At 73.3% G+C, this 20,691-nt stretch carries 18 protein-coding genes and 2 pseudogenes; 12 read left to right on the top strand and 8 right to left on the bottom strand.

Annotated features, from left to right (window positions below; genetic code table 11):
- Positions 1-166 precede the first annotated feature (166 nt).
- Both ABD981_RS07180 and ABD981_RS07185 read right to left on the bottom strand, forming a co-directional pair.
- Positions 167-1,057, bottom strand: a complete 891-nt coding sequence (locus ABD981_RS07180) for a 2-hydroxy-3-oxopropionate reductase (protein ID WP_046908058.1) — start codon at positions 1,055-1,057, stop codon at positions 167-169.
- 44 nt (positions 1,058-1,101) lie between these two features.
- Positions 1,102-1,935, bottom strand: coding sequence for a TIM barrel protein (locus tag ABD981_RS07185; protein ID WP_046908059.1), 834 nt, complete (start codon positions 1,933-1,935; stop codon positions 1,102-1,104).
- Between the two features lie 140 nt (positions 1,936-2,075).
- Between ABD981_RS07185 and ABD981_RS07190 the strand changes: the two genes are divergently transcribed.
- The 9 genes and pseudogenes from ABD981_RS07190 to ABD981_RS07230 all read left to right on the top strand — a co-directional run bounded on the left by ABD981_RS07190 (position 2,076) and on the right by ABD981_RS07230 (position 10,129).
- Positions 2,076-2,345 carry a YkoF family thiamine-binding protein gene (locus ABD981_RS07190; protein ID WP_123954509.1) on the top strand — a complete coding sequence of 90 codons (270 nt, stop codon included), beginning with the start codon at positions 2,076-2,078 and terminating at the stop codon, positions 2,343-2,345.
- A 44-nt stretch (positions 2,346-2,389) separates the two neighbouring features.
- Positions 2,390-2,728: a helix-turn-helix domain-containing protein gene (locus tag ABD981_RS07195; protein ID WP_046908105.1), complete on the top strand. Its 339-nt coding sequence runs from the start codon at positions 2,390-2,392 to the stop codon at positions 2,726-2,728.
- Positions 2,729-2,883: 155 nt separating this feature from the next.
- Positions 2,884-3,399, top strand: a complete 516-nt coding sequence (gene uraD / locus ABD981_RS07200) for a 2-oxo-4-hydroxy-4-carboxy-5-ureidoimidazoline decarboxylase (RefSeq protein WP_046908061.1) — start codon at positions 2,884-2,886, stop codon at positions 3,397-3,399.
- Positions 3,399-3,806, top strand: coding sequence for a hydroxyisourate hydrolase (gene uraH, locus ABD981_RS07205; RefSeq protein WP_046908062.1), 408 nt, complete (start codon positions 3,399-3,401; stop codon positions 3,804-3,806). Before uraD ends, uraH begins: the two co-directional genes overlap by 1 nt.
- A 5-nt stretch (positions 3,807-3,811) precedes the next feature.
- A complete protein-coding gene (gene pucL, locus ABD981_RS07210; RefSeq protein ID WP_046908063.1) occupies positions 3,812-4,735 on the top strand; it encodes a factor-independent urate hydroxylase in 924 nt (307 codons plus the stop codon).
- Between the two features lie 70 nt (positions 4,736-4,805).
- A complete protein-coding gene (locus tag ABD981_RS07215) occupies positions 4,806-6,209 on the top strand; it encodes a nucleobase:cation symporter-2 family protein (protein WP_046908064.1) in 1,404 nt (467 codons plus the stop codon).
- Positions 6,210-6,258: 49 nt separating this feature from the next.
- A complete protein-coding gene (locus ABD981_RS07220) occupies positions 6,259-7,647 on the top strand; it encodes an 8-oxoguanine deaminase (RefSeq protein ID WP_046908065.1) in 1,389 nt (462 codons plus the stop codon).
- Positions 7,648-8,053: 406 nt separating this feature from the next.
- Positions 8,054-9,404: pseudogene (locus ABD981_RS07225) on the top strand (nucleobase:cation symporter-2 family protein).
- Positions 9,405-9,466: 62 nt separating this feature from the next.
- Positions 9,467-10,129 (top strand): aspartate/glutamate racemase family protein, encoded by a 663-nt coding sequence (locus ABD981_RS07230; protein ID WP_165590936.1) that lies wholly within the window; start codon positions 9,467-9,469, stop codon positions 10,127-10,129.
- 601 nt (positions 10,130-10,730) lie between these two features.
- Here the strand turns inward: ABD981_RS07230 and ABD981_RS07235 are convergent.
- Positions 10,731-11,309 carry a hypothetical protein gene (locus tag ABD981_RS07235; protein ID WP_046908067.1) on the bottom strand — a complete coding sequence of 193 codons (579 nt, stop codon included), beginning with the start codon at positions 11,307-11,309 and terminating at the stop codon, positions 10,731-10,733.
- A 154-nt stretch (positions 11,310-11,463) separates the two neighbouring features.
- On the opposite strand from ABD981_RS07235, the gene ABD981_RS07240 reads away from it, so the two are divergent.
- Together ABD981_RS07240 and ABD981_RS07245 are read left to right on the top strand one after the other, a co-directional pair.
- Complete coding sequence (locus ABD981_RS07240; protein ID WP_046908068.1) at positions 11,464-12,438, top strand: fibronectin type III domain-containing protein; 975 nt, start codon at positions 11,464-11,466, stop codon at positions 12,436-12,438.
- 55 nt (positions 12,439-12,493) lie between these two features.
- The gene (locus ABD981_RS07245; protein WP_046908069.1) at positions 12,494-14,317 is read left to right on the top strand and encodes a hypothetical protein; all 1,824 of its coding nucleotides are present in this window, start codon (positions 12,494-12,496) and stop codon (positions 14,315-14,317) included.
- On the opposite strand, the gene ABD981_RS07250 is transcribed toward ABD981_RS07245, so the two are convergent.
- The 3 genes from ABD981_RS07250 to ABD981_RS07260 form a co-directional block, all read right to left on the bottom strand.
- Positions 14,304-15,452 (bottom strand): GDSL-type esterase/lipase family protein, encoded by a 1,149-nt coding sequence (locus ABD981_RS07250; RefSeq protein WP_046908070.1) that lies wholly within the window; start codon positions 15,450-15,452, stop codon positions 14,304-14,306. The two genes, ABD981_RS07245 and ABD981_RS07250, sit on opposite strands and share 14 nt — an antisense overlap.
- A gap of 260 nt (positions 15,453-15,712) precedes the next feature.
- Positions 15,713-17,335 (bottom strand): malate synthase A, encoded by a 1,623-nt coding sequence (gene aceB, locus ABD981_RS07255; protein WP_046908071.1) that lies wholly within the window; start codon positions 17,333-17,335, stop codon positions 15,713-15,715.
- A 226-nt stretch (positions 17,336-17,561) separates the two neighbouring features.
- Entirely contained in the window at positions 17,562-18,194 is a 633-nt protein-coding gene (locus ABD981_RS07260) for a nucleotidyltransferase family protein (RefSeq protein WP_046908072.1), read from the bottom strand.
- A 159-nt stretch (positions 18,195-18,353) separates the two neighbouring features.
- On the opposite strand from ABD981_RS07260, the pseudogene ABD981_RS07265 reads away from it, so the two are divergent.
- Positions 18,354-18,659 (top strand): annotated as a pseudogene (locus ABD981_RS07265) (DUF5955 family protein); the annotation flags it as partial.
- 160 nt (positions 18,660-18,819) lie between these two features.
- On the opposite strand, the gene ABD981_RS07270 reads toward ABD981_RS07265, so the two are convergent.
- Positions 18,820-19,446, bottom strand: coding sequence for a response regulator (locus tag ABD981_RS07270; RefSeq protein WP_046908073.1), 627 nt, complete (start codon positions 19,444-19,446; stop codon positions 18,820-18,822).
- Positions 19,443-20,624 carry a sensor histidine kinase gene (locus tag ABD981_RS07275; RefSeq protein WP_046908074.1) on the bottom strand — a complete coding sequence of 394 codons (1,182 nt, stop codon included), beginning with the start codon at positions 20,622-20,624 and terminating at the stop codon, positions 19,443-19,445. The genes ABD981_RS07270 and ABD981_RS07275 overlap by 4 nt, the downstream gene beginning before the upstream one ends.
- Positions 20,625-20,691: the final 67 nt, after the last annotated feature.

Raw genomic sequence — 20,691 nt, forward strand, 5'->3', positions numbered from 1 at the left:
ACTGCTGGGAGTGCTCTGGAGCGTATGTACGCCCGTCGAGCAGCGTCAACAGTTTGTTGAAATTGAAGTGTGGTGTTCCGGACGGCGGCGGCGCCTGGGCGCGACAGGACAGGTGTCAGCGCCACCGCCGCCCGGAAATCAGGGCCCCGTCAGGACGGGGGGCGGGTCAGACCTGGCTGCCGGAGAGGCGCTCGACGGCACGCAGCAGGGCCGAGTGGTCCAGGCCGCCGTCGCCCTGGGCGCGCAGCGACGCGACCAGCTGGGCGACCACGGCGCCGACCGGGAGGGCCGCACCGACGTTGCGGGCGGCGTCGGTGACGATGCCCATGTCCTTGTGGTGCAGGTCGATCCGGAAGCCGGGCTTGAAGTCCCGGTTCAGGAAGTTGTCCTTCTTGCGGGTCAGGACCGTGGAGCCGGCCAGGCCGCCGTTGAGGACGTCCAGGGCGGCCTGGAGGTTCACGCCGGACTTCTCCAGGAAGACCACGGCCTCGGCGCACGCCTGGATGTTGACGGCGACGATCAGCTGGTTGGCGGCCTTCACCGTCTGGCCGGAGCCGTGCGGGCCGCAGAGCACGATGGTCTTGCCGAGGGTCTCCAGGACCGGGAGGGCCTCGTCGAAGTCGGCCTGCTCGCCGCCGACCATGATCGAGAGCACGGCCTCGATGGCGCCGGCCTCGCCGCCGGAGACGGGCGCGTCGATGACGCGGATGCCCTTCTCCGCGGCGTTCTTCGCCAGGTCGACCGAGGTCTGCGGGGTGATCGACGACATGTCGACGATCAGCGCGCCCTGCCGGGCGTTCTCCAGGATGCCCTCGGGGCCGTAGGAGATGGCCTCGACCTGCGGGGAGGCGGGCACCATCGTGATGATGACGTCGGCGTCCTTGACGGCCTCGGCGATCGAGCCGGCGGCGGTGCCGCCCGCCGCGGCCAGGCGGTCCAGCTTGTCCTGCTCCAGGGTGAAGCCGGTGACCGGGTAGCCGGCCTTCAGGAGGTTCTCGGACATGGGGGAGCCCATGATGCCGAGACCGATCCACGCGATCTTGGGGAGGTTGCTCATGAGGGTGCCTCTCAAAACAAGGTGGTACGGGGAGGGGGCCTGCGTCAGCGGGCCGGGCGGGCCTCGGCGGGAAGCCACTCGAAGGACGCGGCGGCGTCGGCGGCCTTGTACTCCAGGCCGACCCAGCCGTCGTAGCCGGCCTTCTTCAGCTCGTCGAGCAGCTGTTCCAGGGGGAGCTCGCCGGTGCCCGGGGCGCCGCGGCCCGGCTTGTCGGCGATCTGGACGTGACCGGTCCTGTCCGCGTACTCCGCGATGACCCGGCTGACGTCCTCGCCGTTCATGGCCAGGTGGTAGATGTCGAGGAGGAACTTGGCGTTGCCGAGGCCGGTGGCCGCGTTCACCTTGTCGACGACCTCGATCGCGGAGGGGGCGCTCACCAGCGGGTAGAGCGGCGACTCCGGCTTGTTGAGGGTCTCGATCAGCAGGATCGCGCCGACCCGGTCGGCCGCACGGGCGGCCAGCACCAGGTTCTCCAGGGCGAGCTCGTCCTGGACGGCCGGGTCCACGCCCTCGACCCGGTTGCCGTAGAGCGCGTTGAGCGCCTTGCAGCCCACCGAGGCCGCGAAGTCCGCGGCGAGGTCGATGTTGGCCCGGAAGCGGTCGGACTCCTCGCCGGGCACCGAGACCGCGCCGCGGTCCGGGCCGGGGAGCTGTCCGGCGTAGAAGTTCAGGCCCACCAGCTGGGTGCCGGCGTCCTCAAGGGCCTTCTTGAGGGCGTCGAGCTCGCTCTGCTCGGGGGTGGCGGTGTCGATCCAGGGCCACCACAGCTCGACCGCGGTGAAGCCCGCCGCGGCGGCGGCCGCGGGGCGCTCCAGGAGCGGGAGTTCCGTGAAGAGGATCGACAGGTTCACATCGAAGCGCTGGTCCGTGTATCCCATGAGGGGCGGCGCTCCTTCCGTATTGCGGAAGTAAGTTTCTGTCTGACGGAATGTTGCAAGCGGACCGGCCGACTTGTCAAGAGGTCCCCGCAGGTCCGGGGCTCCCGTGGGCCGCGGGCGGGCCGTAGCGTGGGGGCATGGTGCGTTTGAGAGTGGAGTTCACGACCGAGCCGTTCGACCTGGACGAGGCGCCGGCGCACGCGGTCGTGGCCCGTGAGGTCATCCAGTCGGCCGAACTGGACGCGGTCGATGTGGGGCCCTTCGGCAACACGGCGGAAGGCGGTGCCGACGCGGTGCTCACCGCGGTGGACGCGCTGCTGCGCGAATCCCTGGCGGCCGGGGCGACCCGGGTCTCGCTCCAGGTGAACGTGATCGGGGAGACCGGCGGGGCCGAGGAGGGGGAGAAGTGAGCGAGCACCCTCTGGTGGCGGCCGTCAAGCCGCTGGTCGACGCGATGGGCGCCGAGCTGCTGGTGCCGGAGCAGGCCGGGGCCGACGACGTCGTCCTCGCCTGGGAGGGCGAGGACGTGCTCGCGGTGCGGCTGCCGCAGCTGTCCGAATCGCTGGATCACATTCTGGCCGCTATGGAGCGGCGGCACGGGATGCCGCTCGCCGAGCTGGACCGCAAGAGCAAGCAGGAGGTCGTCCGGATCCTGGAGGCACGTGGTGCCTTCTCCGTGCGCCATGGCGTGGAGACGGTCGCGGGGGCGCTGGGTGTCAGCCGCTTCACCGTGTACAACTACCTGAACAGGGAGACCGCCCTGAACAGGGAAAAGGCCCCCAAGAGCGGGTAGTTGATCATGAGTGGCCACAAGCCGTCGTCCAGATGTCGGGACGACGGCTTTTGTGTGGCCGACTTTTCAACAAAGTGTTGACGTCGTGTTGCGGAGGGCGTTAGCTATCCGCAGCCCGTCCGACGCACAGCGAAAAACAGCCACGGAGGCTTCCCGTGACTTCAGGTACGACACCGGGTCTCACCCGGTTCAACACCTCGGCGGACGGCGACGCCGTCGCCGCACTCCACGAGGTGTGCTCCAGTTCGGCGTGGGGGAGCAAGCTGCTCGCCCAGCGCCCGTACGCCACCGCAGAAGCCCTCTTCCTCGCCAGTGACGCCGCCATGGCGGAACTGACCGCCGAGGACCTGGCCGACGCGATGGCGGGCCACCCGCCGATCGGTCGTCCGAAGGCAGGGGACCCGACCTCCTCCCGCGAGCAGAGCGGGATGGCCGGCGCCTCCGCGGAGCTCAAGGCCGAGATGCTCGAACTCAACCTGGCCTACCAGGACCGGTTCGGCCATGTCTTCCTCATCTGCGCCACCGGCAGGACCGGCGAGCAGATGCGCGACGCGATCCGCGAGCGGATCGAGAACTCGCCCGAGCAGGAGCGGGAGATCGTCCGCACCGAACTGGGCAAGATCAACCGCATCCGCCTGACCCGTCTCGTCGAGAACGAGGAAGAGAACTGATGAGCACCGACACCACCGCTTCGGTGTCCACCCACATCCTGGACACCAGCGTCGGCCGTCCGGCCGAGGGCGTGGCCATCACGCTCGCGGCCCGCGCCGGCTCCGACGCCGGGTGGACCGCCCTGGGCGGCTCCGCCACCGACGCGGACGGGCGTTGCAAGGACCTCCCGGCCCTGCCGGAGGGCACGACCCACGTACGGCTCGACTTCCAGACCGAGGCGTACTTCCTGAGCAAGCAGGACAAGCAAGCCGAGGCGCAGCAGGACGCCCCCGCGAATCGGGACAGTGGTACGACCGGAGCGTTCTTCCCGGAGGTGGCGATCACGTTCGCCGTCGTCCCGGGCGAGCACTACCACGTACCGCTGCTGCTCAACCCGTTCGGCTACTCCGTTTACCGAGGGAGCTAGCAGACATGCCCACGATTCTCGGCCAGAACCAGTACGGCAAAGCAGAGAACCGCGTCGTCAAGATCACGCGGGACGGCGCGACCCACCACATCAAGGACCTGAACGTCTCCGTCGCCCTCTCCGGCGACCTCGACGACGTCCACCTCACCGGCTCCAACGCCCACTGCCTCCCCACCGACACGACGAAGAACACCGTCTTCGCGTTCGCCAAGGAGTACGGCATCGAGTCCGCCGAGCAGTTCGGCATCCACCTGGCCCGTCACTTCGTGACCAGCCAGAAGCCGATCCACCGGGCCCGCATCCAGATCGAGGAGTACGCCTGGGAGCGGATCGCCGGCTCCGACGCCAACTCCAAGTTCATCGGCTCGGACGAGGTCAACCACTCCTTCGTCCGCCAGGGCCAGGAGACCCGCGTCACCCAGATCACCTTCGACGGCACGAACTGGGAGGTCATCTCCGGCCTCAAGGACCTGGTCGTCATGAACTCCACCAACTCGGAGTTCTGGGGCTACATCAAGGACAAGTACACGACCCTCCAGGAGGCGTACGACCGCATCCTGGCCACGCAGGTCTCCGGCCGCTGGCGGTTCAACTGGACCGACGACGAGCAGCGGATGCCCAACTGGGAGCGGTCCTACGCCCAGACCAAGAAGCACATGCTCGAGGCCTTCTCGGAGACGTACTCGTACTCCCTGCAGCAGACGCTGTACCAGATGGCCACGCGGATCATCAACCACCGTTCGGAGATCGACGAGGTCCGTTTCTCGCTCCCGAACAAGCACCACTTCCTGGTCGACCTCGAGCCCTTCGGCCTGAAGAACGACAACGAGGTCTACTACGCGGCCGACCGCATGTACGGCCTCATCGAGGCCACGGTCCTGCGCGACGGCGCCACGGCGCAGATCCCGGTCGACATGACCAACCTCTAAGCGGCACCGAGTGACCGCCCCCGCCCCGCCCCGCAGTCGGGCGGGGGCGGTCGCACCGGAGGGAACTTCCATGGCACAGCCTGCAAAGGGGCCGGCAACCGCCGAAGGCCCGTGTTCCACCCCGTCCACCCCGGCCGCCTGCCACCCGGTGGACGAGAAACTCCCCGCCTCGCGGCTCGTCCCCGCGGCACTCCAGCACATCGCCGCCATGTACGCGGGCGTCGTCACCCCTCCGCTCATCATCGGTCAGGCGGTCGGCCTGGACGCCGCCGGAATGACCCGGCTCATCGCCGCCAGCCTGCTCATCGCCGGCTGTGCGACCATCCTGCAGACCCTCGGCCTCGGCCGCTTCGCCGGCAACCGGCTGCCCTTCGTGAACGCCGCCTCCTCGGCCGGCATCGCCCCCATGCTCGCCATCGCCGAGACCAGCGCCCCCGGGCACCAACTCCCCGCCATCTACGGCGCGGTGATGGTCGCCGGAGTCTTCTGCCTCGCCGTCGGTCCCTTCTTCGGCCGGCTCCTGCGGTTCTTCCCGCCGCTCGTCACCGGCGTCGTCATCACCCTCATCGGGGTCACCCTGATGCCCGTGCCGGTCGGCTGGGCCCAGGGCGGCGACAAGACCGCCGCCGACTTCGGCGCCATGACGTACCTGGCCCTCGCCGGCTTCACCCTCGTCGTCATCCTGCTCTTCCAGCGCTTCGGCAAGGGCTTCGTCAAGCAGATCGCCCTGCTGCTCGGTCTCTTCATCGGCACCCTCGCCGCGGTCCCCTTCGGCATGGCGGACTTCTCCGCGCTGCGGGAGGCCCCGGTCGCCGCGCTGCCCACGCCCTTCGCCTTCGGCGCCCCCGAGTTCCAGCCCGCCGCGATCCTCTCCCTGTGCATCGTGATGCTGGTCCTGATGACCGAGTCCAGCGCCGGCATGCTCGCCCTCGGCGAGATCTGCGAACGGCGCAGCGACGGCCGGACCATCACCCGCGGACTGCGCACCGACGGCATCGCCACCCTGCTCGGCCCCGTCTTCGGCGGCTTCCCCACCTCGGCCTTCGCCCAGAACGTCGGCGTCGTCTCGCTGACCCGGGTGCGCAGCCGGTACGTGGTCGCCGTGGCCGGCGGCGCCCTGCTGGTCCTCGGCGCCTTCCCGGTGCTCGGCGCGGTGGTCTCGATGGTGCCGATGCCGGTCCTCGGCGGAGCGGGCATCGTCCTCTTCGGCTCGATCGCCGTGAGCGGCATCCGGACCCTCTCCGAGGCCGGGCTCGACGACAGCTCCAACATCATCCTGGTGGCCGTCGCGCTCGGAGCGGGCATCATCCCGCTCGCCGCGCCCACCTTCTACGCCGGATTCCCCGCCTGGGCGCAGACCGTGCTCGGCTCCGGCATCAGCGCGGGAGCGCTCGTCGCCGTCCTGCTGAATCTGTTCTTCCACCATCTCGGCACCCGGAGCCGTCACGCGGCTCCGGCACTCAAATCCTCCTAGGGTCCTGCCGTGCCCGAACATCCCCCCCAGGAATGAAGGAAGCACCGCCATGGCAGCACCTTCGGCAGCCCAGCGCATCGTCATCGAGAACGCGGCGATCGCGACCGTCGACGCGCACGACACCGAGTACGCCACCGGTTACCTCGTCGTCGCCGACAACAGGATCGAGTCCATCGGTGCCGGCAAGGCCCCCGAGGGCCTGGAGAACGTGGTCCGGCGGATCGACGCCACCGGCCACCTGATCACGCCGGGACTCGTCAACACCCACCACCACTTCTACCAGTGGATCACCCGGGGTCTCGCGACCGACCACAACCTCTTCAACTGGCTGGTCGCGCTCTACCCGACCTGGGCCCGCATCGACGAGCAGATGGTGCGCGTCGCCGCCCAGGGATCGCTGGCCATGATGGCCCGCGGCGGTGTCACCACCGCCATGGACCACCACTACGTCTACCCGCAGGGCTCCGGCGACCTGTCCGGCGCCATCATCGGCGCCGCCCGCGACATGGGCGTCCGCTTCACCCTGGCCCGCGGCTCCATGGACCGCAGCGAGAAGGACGGCGGCCTGCCGCCGGACTTCGCCGTCGAGACCACCGAGGGCGCGCTCGCCGCGACCGAGGAGACCGTCAAGAAGTTCCACGACGCCTCCTTCGACGCCATGACCCAGGTCGCCGTCGCCCCCTGCTCCCCCTTCTCCATCTCCACCGAACTGCTCCGCGAGGGCGCCGCGCTCGGCCGCCGCCTCGGCGTACGGATGCACACCCACGGCTCGGAGACCGTGGAGGAGGAGAAGTTCTGCCACGAGCTCTTCGGCATGGGCCCGACGGACTACTTCGAGTCCACCGGCTTCCTCGGCGAGGACGTGTGGATGGCGCACTGCGTCCACATGAACGACTCCGACATCGAGGCCTTCGCCCGCACCAAGACCGGTGTGGCGCACTGCCCCTCCTCCAACGCGCGCCTCGCCGCCGGCATCGCCCGCGTCCCCGACATGCTCAAGGCGGGCGTGCCGGTCGGCCTCGGCGTCGACGGCACCGCCTCCAACGAGTCGGGCGAGCTCCACACCGAGCTGCGCAACGCGCTGCTCATCAACCGGCTCGGCGCCCACCGCGAGTCCGCGCTCAACGCCCGCCAGGCCCTGCGCCTGGGCACCTACGGCGGCGCGCAGGTCCTCGGCCGCGCCGACAGCATCGGTTCGCTGGAGGCCGGCAAGCTGGCCGACTTCGTGCTCTGGAAGATCGACGGCCTCGGCCACTCGTCGATCGCCGACCCGGTCACCGCCATCGTCTTCGGTGCGGCCGCCCCGGTCACCGCGTCCTTCGTCAACGGCCGGCAGATCGTCGAGAACAACCGACTGCTGACCGCCGACGAGGACGAGATCGCGCGCGAGGCGCGCACGGAGGCACAGCGCCTGGCCCGCATCGCGGCCCAGGGCTGACCCTCCCCATGGAGTCCGGTCGAGGGGGACGGCCCTCGACCGGTCGCCGCGGACCCGAGCGGGGTCCGCGGCAGCCCGACCGGGGGGTGACGTGCGCCCAGTCGTACGCACCCCCCGGGACGGTGAACGGTTTCCGTGCCCGACCCGGGCATTCCCCATCGGACACCCCGTCAGCGCCGCACCCCCTCCGCCGGCGACGCATGGCTCCACCCCGCAACGAGCCGCACCTCCTGCACTTCGCACCGCATCGCACCACCTCCCTGACACCCACGTCTCCGTCGACGTGTACCCGACCGGAGGAACCGCCGTGGCCGCCAAGCCCCAGGTTCGCAATGCACAAGACGCAGGGTCCGCCCCCGAGGCCCGGGACACACACCCGGTAGACGAGGTCCTGCCCCCACTGAAGATGCTCACCAGCGGTCTGCAACACGTGGCCGCCATGTACGCGGGGGTCGTCGCCCCGCCCCTGATCGTCGGAGCGGCCGTCGGCCTCTCCGGAACCGAACTCACCTTCCTCACCGGAGCGAGTCTCTTCACCGCGGGACTCGCCACCTTCCTGCAGACGCTCGGCGTCTGGAAGATCGGCGCCCGCCTGCCGTTCGTCAACGGCGTCACCTTCGCCGGCGTCGCCCCGATGCTCGCCATCGTCGACACCACGAAGGACAAGGCCGACGCGCTTCCGGTGATCTTCGGCGCGATCATCGTCGCCGGACTCCTCGGCTTCCTCGCCGCCCCCCTTCTTCTCCAGACTCGTACGCTTCTTCCCGCCGGTCGTCACCGGCTCCGTGATCACCCTCATCGGTGTCTCCCTCCTCCCGGTCGCCTTCGGCTGGGCCCAGGGGCCCAACCCCAGGGCGGACGACTACGGTTCGACCACCTATCTGTCCCTCGCGGGCATCACCCTGGTCGTGGTGCTGCTGCTGCGCCGCTTCACCCGCGGCTTCCTCAAGCAGGTCGCCGTCCTGGTCGGCCTCGTCGTCGGCACGCTCATCGCGATACCGTTCGGCGTCACCGACTTCAGCCCGGTGACCGAGGCGGACATCGTCGGCTTCCCGAGCCCGTTCCACTTCGGCGCCCCGCAGTTCGCCCTCGCCGCGATCGTCTCCATGTGCGTGGTCATGCTGGTCTCCATGACCGAGTCGACCGCCGACATGCTGGCGCTCGGCGAGATCGTGGAGCGGCCGGCCGACGAGAAGACGATCGCGGCCGGACTGCGCGCCGACACCCTCGGCTCCGCGCTCAGCCCGCTCTTCAACGGCTTCATGTGCAGCGCCTTCGCGCAGAACATCGGCCTGGTCGCCATGACCCGGATCCGCAGCCGCTTCGTGGTCGCCTGCGGCGGCGGCTTCCTGGTCCTGATGGGCCTGTCGCCGGTGGCCGCCTCGCTGATCTCGGTCGTGCCCCGACCGGTCCTCGGCGGCGCGGGCGTCGTCCTCTTCGGCTCGGTCGCCGCCAGCGGCATCCAGACCCTCGCCAAGGCCGGCCTGGAGAAGGACAACAACGTGCTGATCGTCGCCGTCTCGCTGGCGGTCGGCATCATCCCGATCACGAAGCCGGAGTTCTACCACGCCTTCCCGGAGACCGCGAAGATCATCCTGGACTCCGGGATCTCCACCGGCTGCGTCGCGGCCGTCCTGCTCAACCTGGTCTTCAACCACCTGGGCAAGCGCCGTGACGAGGACACGGTGACCGCGCCCATGGAGCCGGGCGAGGAGATCTCCGAGACGGCGACGGCCAAGGCGGCGCACGTCCACTGAGCCGGCGCCTCCCGCCCCCGACCGCCCCGGTCCCCGCGCACGCCGCGGGGGTCGGGGCGGTCGTGCTGGTCAACCCCAACACCTCCGCGGCGACCACCGCGATGATGACCTCCCTCGCCCGCCGCGCCCTGACGGGCACCGGACTGCGCGTCCGGGGCGTGACCGTCGCGCACGGCCCGGCGATGCTGACCGACCCGGAGGCCCTGCGCGCCGCCGCCCCGCGGGTCGTCGCCACCGCCCTGGCCGCCCGCGCGGCGGGGGACTGCGCGGCGCTGGTCGTGGGCGCCTTCGGCGATCCGGGGGCGGCGGAGCTGCGGGCGGCCGTCGGGGACGTCCTGCCCGTCGTGGGCCTCGGCGAGGCCGCGCTCGCCGAAGCCGCGGCCCACGGGCGCCGCTTCGGCGTCGCCACGACCACCCCGCGCCTCGCGGACGCGATCGCCGCCCACGTCGAACGGCTCGGTCTGGACGCGGCGTACACCGGCCCCCGCTTCACCGCCGGCGACCCCGAACGCCTCGCCGCCCGCCCCGAGTCGCTCCTCGCCGCTCTCGAGGCCGCCGCCCGCGACTGCCTCGTGCGGGACGGCGCCGAGGCCGTCGTCATCGGCGGCGGCCCACTGGGCGACGCGGCCGCCGCCCTGAGCACCCGCCTGACCGCCCCCGTGATCGCCCCGATCACGGCCGCCTGCCACCGCGTGGCGCGGCTCCTCGGCACCGCCGCGGGCTGACCGGCCGAACCGACCGCGCCCGCCCGGACCGCGCCTGCCCGCGCGGCGCCCGCCCGGACCACGCCCGCCCGGACCCGTGTTGCGCTGCCGAGGACCTCGGCCGCCCGGGCCCCGGCCTCCCGGGCCCGCGCCCCCCGGGACCCGGCCGCTCGGACCGCGCCCGCCCGGACCGCGCCCGCCCGGACCTCGGCCGCCCGGGCCCCGGCCTCCCGGGCCCGCGCCCCCCGGGACCCGGCCGCTCGGACCGCGCCCGCCCGGACCGCGCCCGCCCGGACCTCGGCCGCCCGGGCCCCGGCCTCCCGGGCCCGCGCCCCCCGGGACCCGGCCGCTCGGACCGCGCCCGCCCGGACCGCGCCCGCCCGGACCTCGGCCGCCCGGGCCCCGGCCTCCCGGGCCCGCGCCCCCCGGGACCCGGCCGCTCGGACCGCGCCCGCCCGGACCGCGCCCGCCCGGACCTCGGCCGCCCGGGCCCCGGCCTCCCGGGCCCGCGCCCCCCGGGACCCGGCCGCTCGGACCGCGCCCGCCCGGACCGCGCCCGCCCGGACCCCGGCCTCCCGGGCCCCCGCCACCCGTCCGCGCCCGCCCCGGCCGCGGGGTGTCCTCACCGTTCCGCCTCCGTCCGCCGTCGGCACTCGTGGGCCAGCCCCGGGTACGCCGCCGCGATCGCCTCGTACAGGCGGCGGCGCAGCAGGCGTTCGGCCTCGGCGCGGCCCGTGTCGCCGTACAGGCCGTCGAGCAAGGTCTCGTAGCGGGCGAGAGCCTGGCGCAGGTAGCCGACCTGCCAGCGGACCATCGCGCCCGCGGTGATGCCGCCCGGCCCGCGCGCCCCCAGCAGGTGGCGGTGGCGCACCGCGCGGCGCTCCAGCTCGGCGGCGGGCAGCCGGGGCACCTCGATGGGCTCGGCCCGGATGGCGGCGAGCACCGCCCTGCGCCTCCGCTCGGCGCCCGCCCCGGTCGCGGCCGAGCCCCGCCCGGCGACGGAGGCGGCGTGGAGGAACTCCGGCGTGCGCTCGACGGCCTCGACGCGGGCGAGCAGATAGAGCCGCACCGGGGCCGGGGACCAGCGTCTCGGGTCCCGGCCCTGCACGTCCGCCTGGCCCAGCAGCTCGCCGATCATCGCGTCGTTCCAGCCGCGCACGCGCAGCCCGGGCACGGTCACATAGGTCGTACGGTCCGTCACGGATCCCCCTGATTCGACTACGGAGAGTGATGAATCCAGTGAAGCGCACCCCACTGACAACGCCCCTCCCCGCCCGCCCCTTGTCGGGCCGCCCACCCCTGTGTCATACAGGTCCAGACCTTTCCCGGATCGTCCGGCCCGACGGAGGCGTCCCGTGCAACGCCCGCTCACAGCAAGCCTGTTGAACGCCACGACCGCGACCGTCACCGGCGCCGTCCTCCTCGCCCTCGCCGCCTGCTCGGCGGCGCCCGCGCAGGACACCACGGCCCCCACCGCCCCCACCGGGGTCACCGCCGCCGCGGGCAGCGCCAGCACCGTCCACGTCATGTGGAGCGCCGCCACCGACGACCGGGCCGTCACCGGCTACGCCGTCTACCGCCAGGGCCGCAAGGTCAAGGAGCTCCCCGCCGAGACCCTCATGACCGACGTCACCGGCCTCGCCCCCGCCACCCCGCAGATCTTCACCGTCCGGGCCCGCGACGCCGCCGGGAACCTCTCCCCGGACAGCGCCGCCGTCAGCGCCACCACCCTCGCCGCCACCGCCGAGGACCGCACGCCCCCCACCCGCCCCACCGCCCTGCGCGTCGCCCCCGCCGGACCCGACGGCGCCACCCTCAGCTGGCGGCCGGCCCGCGACGACACCCGGGTCACCGCGTACGACGTCTACCAGGCCGACGCCCGCGTCCACACCGTCCCCGGCACCGATACCACCGCCCGGCTCACCGGCCTGCGCCCCGGCACCGCCTACGCGTTCACCGTCCGGGCCCGCGACGCCGCCGAGAACTCCTCCCCGGACAGCGCCCCCGCCGACCTCACCACCGCCCCCGCCCCCGGCGCCCCGCCCAACACCGCCCCCACCGCCGTCACCGCCGAGGCCGTGAAGGGCGCCGTCACCCTCACCTGGACCCCGCCCCGCACCACCGCCCCCGTCAAGGAGCACCAGCTCTACCTGAACGGCCGATTCGCCACCACCATCGTCTGGGGCGCCCAGCCCCCGCCCGGGCCCGCCACCTACACCCTCACCGTCCCCACCACCCCCGGCAGCCGCTACACCGTCACCCTCCGCGCCCGGCTCCCCGACGGCACCTGGGGCGACTTCTCGGCGCCCCGCACGGTGGTGACGCCCTGAGGGGTGACCCCTTGAAGGCACGCACGCACACCGTGTCGGAACTACGCTGGGAAGCGTGGCCGAGATCGTCCTCACCAACACCGGGCTCGCCGCGTTCCTGGAGGCCAGCCCCGAGCTCCGCGGGCCTGGATCGCGCAGGGCCGCCGACGCCGTGCTGAGCCTGCTCGCGCTGCGCGGGGCGGACCGGGCGACGGGGGTGCCGGAGCCGACGCCGGGTCTGGTGCGACGGCTGCTCGTGGAGGACCTGCCCGCGTTCGTGTGCGCGGCCCCCGAGGAGCTGGCCGCCTACCCGGCCGTGCTCCGGGCGCTCGCCCGGCGCTTCGACGGCTCGGGCCGGGCGGTCGAGGGGGTGATCGGGGAGGCCGCAGACGACTTCGAACGGGCCATGGGCGACCCCGGGAACCTCACCTGGCCCCGCTGGTACGCCCAGCTCCTGCGGGCCGACGGCACCGACCCCGACGACCCCGCGGCCGTCCGGGCCTGGCTCGCCCGGCTCGACGGGCCGCCCGTCCCCGACGGGATGCGCCGCGCCGACCTCATGGGCCGCACCGCCGTCGCCGACGTGCTGCTCGCCGAGGCGCTCACCCGGGCGTACGTGCGCGACGCCCGGCAGGCGCCGCCCGCCGGACCGCTGCTGACCGACCACGACGTGGCCCAGGGCATCGGGACCGTCGCCGCCGCCCTGCTCGACCGGTGGACCGCGGCCGGCCTCGCCGAGGGCCTCGCGGGCGACTACGCCCACCTCGCGCCCGGACCCGACGCCTTCCCGCACCTCGTCCTCGCCGACGCCCTGCTCGACGAACACCTCGACTACTACGGCGATCCCGCCGAGCCCCTCCCGCCGCCGGAGCAGGAGGCCGTCCCGGCCGACCCGGAGGCCGACGCCGACCTGCTCGCCGCCGCCGTCGAGGAGCTGGCCGACGAGGGCACCTACGGCGGCGAGGCGGCCCACCTGCTCTACACCCTCTACCAGCGCGGCTGCTCCGCCGAGTCCGTCGCCCGCCGCGCCGCCGAGTTCGAGGACTGGCCGGTCGACCCGGCCCTGGAGGACGCCCCGGTCCGCGTACCGCCGCCGGGCTCGCCCGCGTACACGACCCCGACGGCCGGCGAACTCGCCCGGCTGCTCGGCGCGCCCGGCATCACCGACGCCGACCGGACCCGGCTCGACGGACCCGCCCACGAACTGGCCGCGGTCGTCGACCGGCTGGCCGGCACCGGGCTCGTCTTCCGCCGCGGCGACGCCTTCGGCCTCACCCCGCGCGGCTGCGCCGCCGTGCGCTATCTGCTCGCCGTCCGCGGGGTCGCCGTGCCCGACGCCGCCGAGACCGCCGCCTGGGACGCGTCCACGCTGGTGGCCGCCGCCTCCGGCTGGCCCCCGGCCGCCGCCGGGCGGGCGCTCGGGGAGTGGCTGCGGGCCCTCGAAGCCCCGCCCGGCGACGGTGACGAGCAGGCCTGGACGCAGCTGCTGGGCGCGGTCGGCCGCGTCAATGCCGGCACCTCGGACGCGGCCGCCACCCGGGGGCTGCTCGCCGTCCTCGACCTGGCCGAGGCCCCCGCCGGGGCCCTGCGCCACGCGCTCGCCGACCCGGTGACCGGGGCCCGCGCGGAGGCCGCGCTGCGGGCCCGGGGCGAGGACGTCGACCCGCGGCTGGTGCCGCCGGCCGCCCGGGCGCTGGCCGTCCTCGACGGGCTGCCCGGCAAGAGGGGGCCGCTGGAGTCCCGCCGTACCGCCTTCGACGCGGCGGCCGCGCGCTGGCCGGGCGGCTCGGCCGCGCTGGTGGCCGCGATGACCGCGGCCGACCCGCACGAGACCGCGCGCGTCCTGGGCCCGCTGGGCATCGGCCCCGCCGGCCCCGTCGGCCGTGTCAGCCCGCCGTGAGGTACATCCCCGAGGCGCCGCTGCCCGCCGTGTTGCGGCAGCTGTAGTTGCCGGTGGTCCGGGCGTTGACCAGGGCCAGGCAGCGGCCCAGCGCCAGCTGCCCGTAATAGTTGGGGTGCATGTCCTCCTGGAGCGGACCCTGGGTCTCGTTCTGGTCGATCCAGCGCGCCCACTCGCTCGTCGACGCCGAGGCCGGCGCGGTCGAGCTGACCAGCTTGCTGGACTTCGCGCACACCTCGCGGCCCTGGAGCATGTCGCGCAGATCCATGAACTGCGCGCCCTTGGCCTGTGCCACCGCCTTCAGCCGGTTGGCGATCTGCGGGACGAGGGAGTCGCGGGCCCAGTCGGAGTCGGCGTTCCAGAAGGGACAGCCACCGGTGTTCGTCCGGGTCCAGCCGCTCTCGCCGTAACGGTTCTCCGTGGACCGGGGGATGGGGGAGGGGTACGACTGGAGGACGATCCGGTAGTCGGCGGCGGCGTATCCGGCGCCGGTCATCACGGCCCGGATCTCGTCGATCGACTTGCCGACGGCGGCCATCGCCCCGTCGATCTTCGCGTCGACCGCGGCCTGCTGGTCGTCGTGGCAGTAGGAGTACCAGACGATGTAGTCGGTGGCGCAGGTCGTGATGACGTCGGCGAAGCCGAGGTCGTTGCCGCCGATGGACAGCGCGATCAGCTTCACGTCGCGGGAGGCGGCGACGGCGGCCAGCTGGTCGGCCTGCGGGGCCTCGCCCTTGTAGGCCACGCCGCCGTTCGAGGCGCGGAAGACGTTGCGGGTGGTGGCCCCGGAGCAGGCCAGGTTGATCAGCTCGGCGGCCAGGGCGCCCGCGCTCTTCACCTCCGCCGAGTCCGAGCGGTGGCAGCCGTTGGCCTCCGAGCTGCCGTACACGCGGCTCGGGTCGTAGCCGCCGCCGGTCCAGGCCCGGTCGGTGCCGAGCCGGCCGCCGCTGGTGGTGAGGCTGTTGCCCTGCCAGCGGCCGCCCTCTCCGGAGATGTAGCTGTCGCCCATGGAGACGACGGCGGTGGGACCGGTGCCGGGCGCGGCCGCGGCGGGGGTGGGGGCCAGCGAGGCGAGTCCGGCGGCGACGCACAGGGCGAGCAGTCCGCGCAGGGCGCGGTGGGGGGACGAAGACATGGCTGTGCTCCTGCGGTATGCGGTGCGCAGTGAGTGGGGGACAGCCGCCGGCCGGTGGCATGGCGGAATCTCGCACGGCGCGACTTATTACCGCTAGGTAGCTGCGTGTTTCGGTTACGTCACGTGACTTGTGAAACGCCATGGATCGAAAAGACGCGCAAAGGCGCGAACGCACGGAAAGGGGCTCCGCCCCCGCTGCCTGGGCAACGGGGGCGGAGCCCCTTCGAGAGCTTCGTGCGAGCTGTTCGGCCGCTGTGCGGTCAGCCGACCAGCTGGTCGTACGCGGGGAGGGTCAGGAAGTCCGCGTAGTCGGCGTCCAGGGAGACGTGCAACAGCAGGTCGTGCGCCTGCTGCCACTTCCCGGCCGCGAACGCCTCGTCGCCGATCTCCGCGCGGATCGCGGACAGTTCCTCGGCGGCGACCTCGCGGGCCAGCTCCGGGGTGGCCCGCTCGCCGTTCTCGAAGACGACCTCGGCGTTGATCCACTGCCAGATCTGCGAGCGGGAGATCTCGGCGGTCGCCGCGTCCTCCATCAGGTTGAAGATGGCGACGGCGCCCAGGCCGCGCAGCCAGGCCTCGATGTAGCGGATGCCGACCTGGACCGCGTTGCGCAGGCCCTCGTAGGTCGGGTGGGCGTCCAGGGAGGCGATGTCGATGAGCTCGGGGCCCTCGACGTGCACGTCCTCGCGCAGCCGGTCCTTCTGGTTCGGCTTCTCGCCGAGCACCGCGTCGAAGGAGGCCATCGCGATCGGGACCAGGTCGGGGTGGGCGACCCAGGAGCCGTCGAAGCCGTCGCCGGCCTCGCGGTCCTTGTCGGCCTTGACCTTCTCGAAGGCGACCTTGTTGACCTCGGCGTCCTTGCGGGACGGGATGAAGGCCGCCATGCCGCCGATCGCGTGCGCGCCGCGCTTGTGGCAGGTGCGGACGAGGAGTTCGGTGTAGGCGCGCATGAACGGGGCCGTCATCGTGACCAGGTTGCGGTCCGGCAGGACGAACTTGGCTCCGCCGTCACGGAAGTTCTTGACGATGGAGAACAGGTAGTCCCAGCGGCCCGCGTTCAACCCTGCGGCGTGGTCGCGGAGTTCGTAGAGGATCTCCTCCATCTCGTACGCGGCCGTGATGGTCTCGATGAGGACGGTGGCGCGGACGGTGCCCTGCGGGATGCCGACGTAGTCCTGGGCGAAGACGAAGATCTCGTTCCAGAGGCGGGCCTCCAGGTGCGACTCGGTCTTCGGCAGGTAGAAGTACGGGCCCTTGCCGAGGTCGATGAGGCGCTGGGCGTTGTGGAAGAAGTAGAGGCCGAAATCGACCAGCGCGCCGGGCACCGGGCGGCCCTCGACGGTCAGGTGACGCTCCTCCAGGTGCCAGCCGCGCGGCCGCATGACGACCGTGGCGAGCTCCTCGGCCGGCTTCAGCGCGTAGGACTTGCCCGAGCGCGGGTCGGTGAAGTCGATGTTCCGGCTGTACGCGTCGATCAGGTTGACCTGGCCGAGGACCACGTTCTCCCAGGTCGGCGCCGAGGCGTCCTCGAAGTCCGCGAGCCAGACCTTCGCACCGGAGTTCAGCGCGTTGATCGTCATCTTGCGGTCGGTCGGGCCGGTGATCTCGACCCGCCGGTCGTTCAGGGCCGCCGGGGCGGGCGCGACCCTCCAGGAGTCGTCGGCGCGGACCGCCGCGGTCTCGGGAAGGAAGCCCAGCGTGGAGGTGCGGGCGATCTCGGCGCGGCGCTCGGCGCGGCGGGCGAGCAGCTCGTCGCGGCGCGGGGTGAACCGGCGGTGCAGCTCGGCCACGAAGGCGAGGGCCGCGTCGGTCAGCACCTCCTCCTGGCGCGGCAGGGGCTCGGCTTCGACGACGACCAGGGAGGACGGCGCTGGTGCGGACATGAACTGTCACTTCCTTCAGCGGGCTTCACGGGCGGTGCCAGGCGGCCGCCGGGCGTCGCGATACGGCACGCAGTGCCACAGGCGCCGAGGTACGGCCGCGAGCGCCGTCTCGGAGATCAGGCGCTTCTGAACAGTGGATACTAGTTTCCTCATGGTGGAAGTTCAATGGTTTGTTGATGTCGAGATTCTTCGGGTCGACACAATGTGTCGCTCGGTGCCACCCCCCTCACTCCAGGTGCACCAGATCCGCCTCCGTGTCGATGTCGTAGGGCTCGGCCACATCCGAACAGTCCACGAGCGTGATCGCATCCCGGTGCGCCTTCAGGTAGTCGCGCGCCCCCTGGTCCCCCACCGCCCCCGCCGCGATCCCCGCCCAGCGCCCGGCGCCGAACAGCACCGGATGCCCCCGCTTCCCCTCGTACGAGGCGGCGGCGAGGGTGTCCCGCGAGCGGTACGCGGCCCGGACCCGGGCCACCGCGGCCGCCCCGATCCCCGGCTGGTCCACCAGCGACACCAGGGCCGCGTCCACCGGCAGCGCCGCCGCCTTCAGGGACGCCAGGCCCACCCGCAGCGAGGACCCCATGCCCTCGGCCCAGTCCGGGTTGTCGACCAGTACGCAGCCCGGCAGCAGCGCCTGCTCCCGCACCCGGTCGGCCGCCGCCCCGAGCACCACGTGCACCACCTCGCAGCCGCCCTCGCGCAGCACCCGCACCGCGTTCTCCACGAGCGGGCGCCCCCGGTGCGGGAGCAGTGCCTTGGGCCGGCCGCCGAGCCGCCGGCCGCCTCCCGCGGCCAGCAGCAGCCCCGCCACGAGGGGCTCTTCCGTCTCACCACTCGGTTCTCGCGTCTCACCAGTCATGGGGACTGCATACCGCATCACGCCCGGATCACACGGACGCCTGAATTACGTCCGCCCGCTGGCGCGCCGGGCGCGCGAAGGAGTTAACTGGCCCGCGACCCCGGGCGCCCGACCACCGCCCGACGGGCCGGCACAGGGACGTGCACGAGGGGGAGAGCCATGTTGCGAAGCGTGGGGCAGAGGCGAGTGACCGGCGAGGGCGTGGACCCCAGGGTGGACGGGCTGAGGACCGCCGTCTCCCGGCTCAGGCGCGAACTGGCCGCGCTGCGCACCGACTTCGCCGACCGGGGCATCGCCGAGGACGAGCTCGGCGCGCTGGACGCGATGGCCGCGGGCGGCGCCCCCGAGGTACGGCGGCTGCGCCGCTCCCTCCTGCTCGTCGCCGGCTCGGTCGGCTCCGTCAGCGCCCTCGCCGACGCCCTCACCGCCCTCCGCCGCGCCGTCGACCTGTTCGGCCCGCCGCCCCCGGCGGGAGACGCGGTGCCGGGACCGGTGCCGGGACCGGTGCCTGGATCCGGACTGGCGCCCGGATCCAGGCCGGTGCCGGGATCCGGGCCGGGTGCGGGGTCCGAACCGGGCCCGGGATCCGGCCCGGGGTTCGGCCCGGGTGCGGGGCCGGCCTCGCCTAGCGCCTGATCAGCCGCCGGGCCGTCGCCGCCGCCACCGCGGCCGTGCGCGAGTCGACGCCCAGCTTGGCGAAGATGTGCACCAGATGGGACTTCACCGTCGCCTGGCTCAGGAACAGCGCCTTGCTGATCTGCTGGTTCGACAGCCCCTCGCCCACCAGCTGGAGCACCTCCAGCTCCCGCTTGGTCAGCGCCTCGGCCGGGGTGCGCATCCGGTCCATCAGCCGGTGCGCGACCGCGGGCGCCAGCGCCGACTGGCCGGCCGCGGCGGTCCGTACCGCCGCCGCGAGCTCCTCCGGCGGGGCGTCCTTCAGCAGATAGCCCGAGGCCCCGGCCTCCACCGCGGCCAGGATGTCCGCGTCCGTGTCGTACGTCGTCAGGACCAGCACCCGCGGCCCGCCCGCGACGGCGGTGATCGCCGCCGTCGCCTCGGAGCCGTGCATCCCGGCCCCGAACTGGAGGTCCATCAGGACCACGTCCACGCCCCCGGCGGCGGCCAGCTCCACCGCCCGCTCGGCCGTCGCGGCCTCCGCGACCACGGCGAAGTCCGGTTCGGTGTCCAGGACGGCCCGGAGCCCGGCCCGGACCACCGGGTGGTCGTCGGCGAGCAGCAGTCGGATGGTCATGCGTCGGCTCCAGCGGGCAGCGGGGTGGCGGGCAGGGGAAGGGTCACGGCGACGGCGGTCCCCTGGCCGGGCGCCGACTCGACGGTGAAGGCGCCGCCCAGGGACTCGGCCCGGGAGCGCATCGCGGGCAGCCCGAAGCCGCCCTCGGAGGAGGGCCGCACCGCACCGGGCTCGAAGCCCTTGCCGTCGTCCACGACGTCCAGCGCGACCGAGCCGCCCATGAACGACAGCGTGATCTCCGCCCGCGAGGCCGCGGCGTGCCGGACGGTGTTGGCGAGCGCCGACTGGGCGATCCGCAGCAGCGCCACCTCGTACGGGGTGGGCAGCTCGGCCGGCGTGCCGCTCACCGAGAAGCGCACCCGGGGGCCGTCCGGCCCGGCCGTCCCGCACAGCCGCTCCAGGGCCCCGGCGAGCGAACCGTGCTCCAGGTCGGGCGGGGCGAGGGCGCGGACGAAGCGCCGGGCCTCCGCCAGGTTGTCCTGCGCGGCCCGCCGGGCCTCCTCGATGTGCCCGGCGGCCGGGGAGCCCTCCGGCAGTGCCCGCTCGGCGGCCCGCAGCAGCAGCTGGATCGAGGAGAGCCCCTGCGCCAGCGTGTCGTGGATCTCCCGGGCCAGCCGCTCGCGCTCGGCGAGCGTCCCGGCGTGCCGCTCGGCCGCCGCCAGCTCGGCCCGGGTCGAGATCAGCTCCTCGATGAGCCGCCGCCGCCGCTCGCTCTCCCGGTACAGCGCCTGGTAGCCGAGCACGGTCGCCACGGCCACCGCCCCGCCCAGGAGCGGCCCGATGAACACCCCCGGGTTGAGCTGGGCGCCGTGCCGCACGTACGACAGGATCGCCGCGCCCGCCGTCAGCGCCACGGCCGGCAGCGACCAGCGCACCGGCAGCAGGTGCAGCTGGAGGAAGTAGAGCGGGAAGGCCACCCACAGCCCGTCGGGCGTGGTCCAGAGCAGCAGCAGCCAGGCCGCGGACAGCGCGCCCAGCCAGATCGCGGCGCCCCGCTGCGAGTCCCGTACGGAGGGCAGCAGCGAGCCGGCCGCGTAGACCGCGGCGGTCAGCACGGCCGCCGCGACGCCGGCCGCCGACTCGGCGCGCAGGGCGGCGAGCGCCAGCAGCCCCGCCATCAGCAGGTGGACGCAGAGCCGCAGGGCGCGCAGGACGGGGGTGAGCGAACGGGGATCCATGGTCCGTCCAGCGTATGCGCGCGCGAGGGCCGGTCCGGACATTCCGGACTCAACCGAAAGTTTGATT

Source organism: Streptomyces showdoensis, from assembly GCF_039535475.1.
GTDB lineage: Bacteria > Actinomycetota > Actinomycetes > Streptomycetales > Streptomycetaceae > Streptomyces > Streptomyces showdoensis.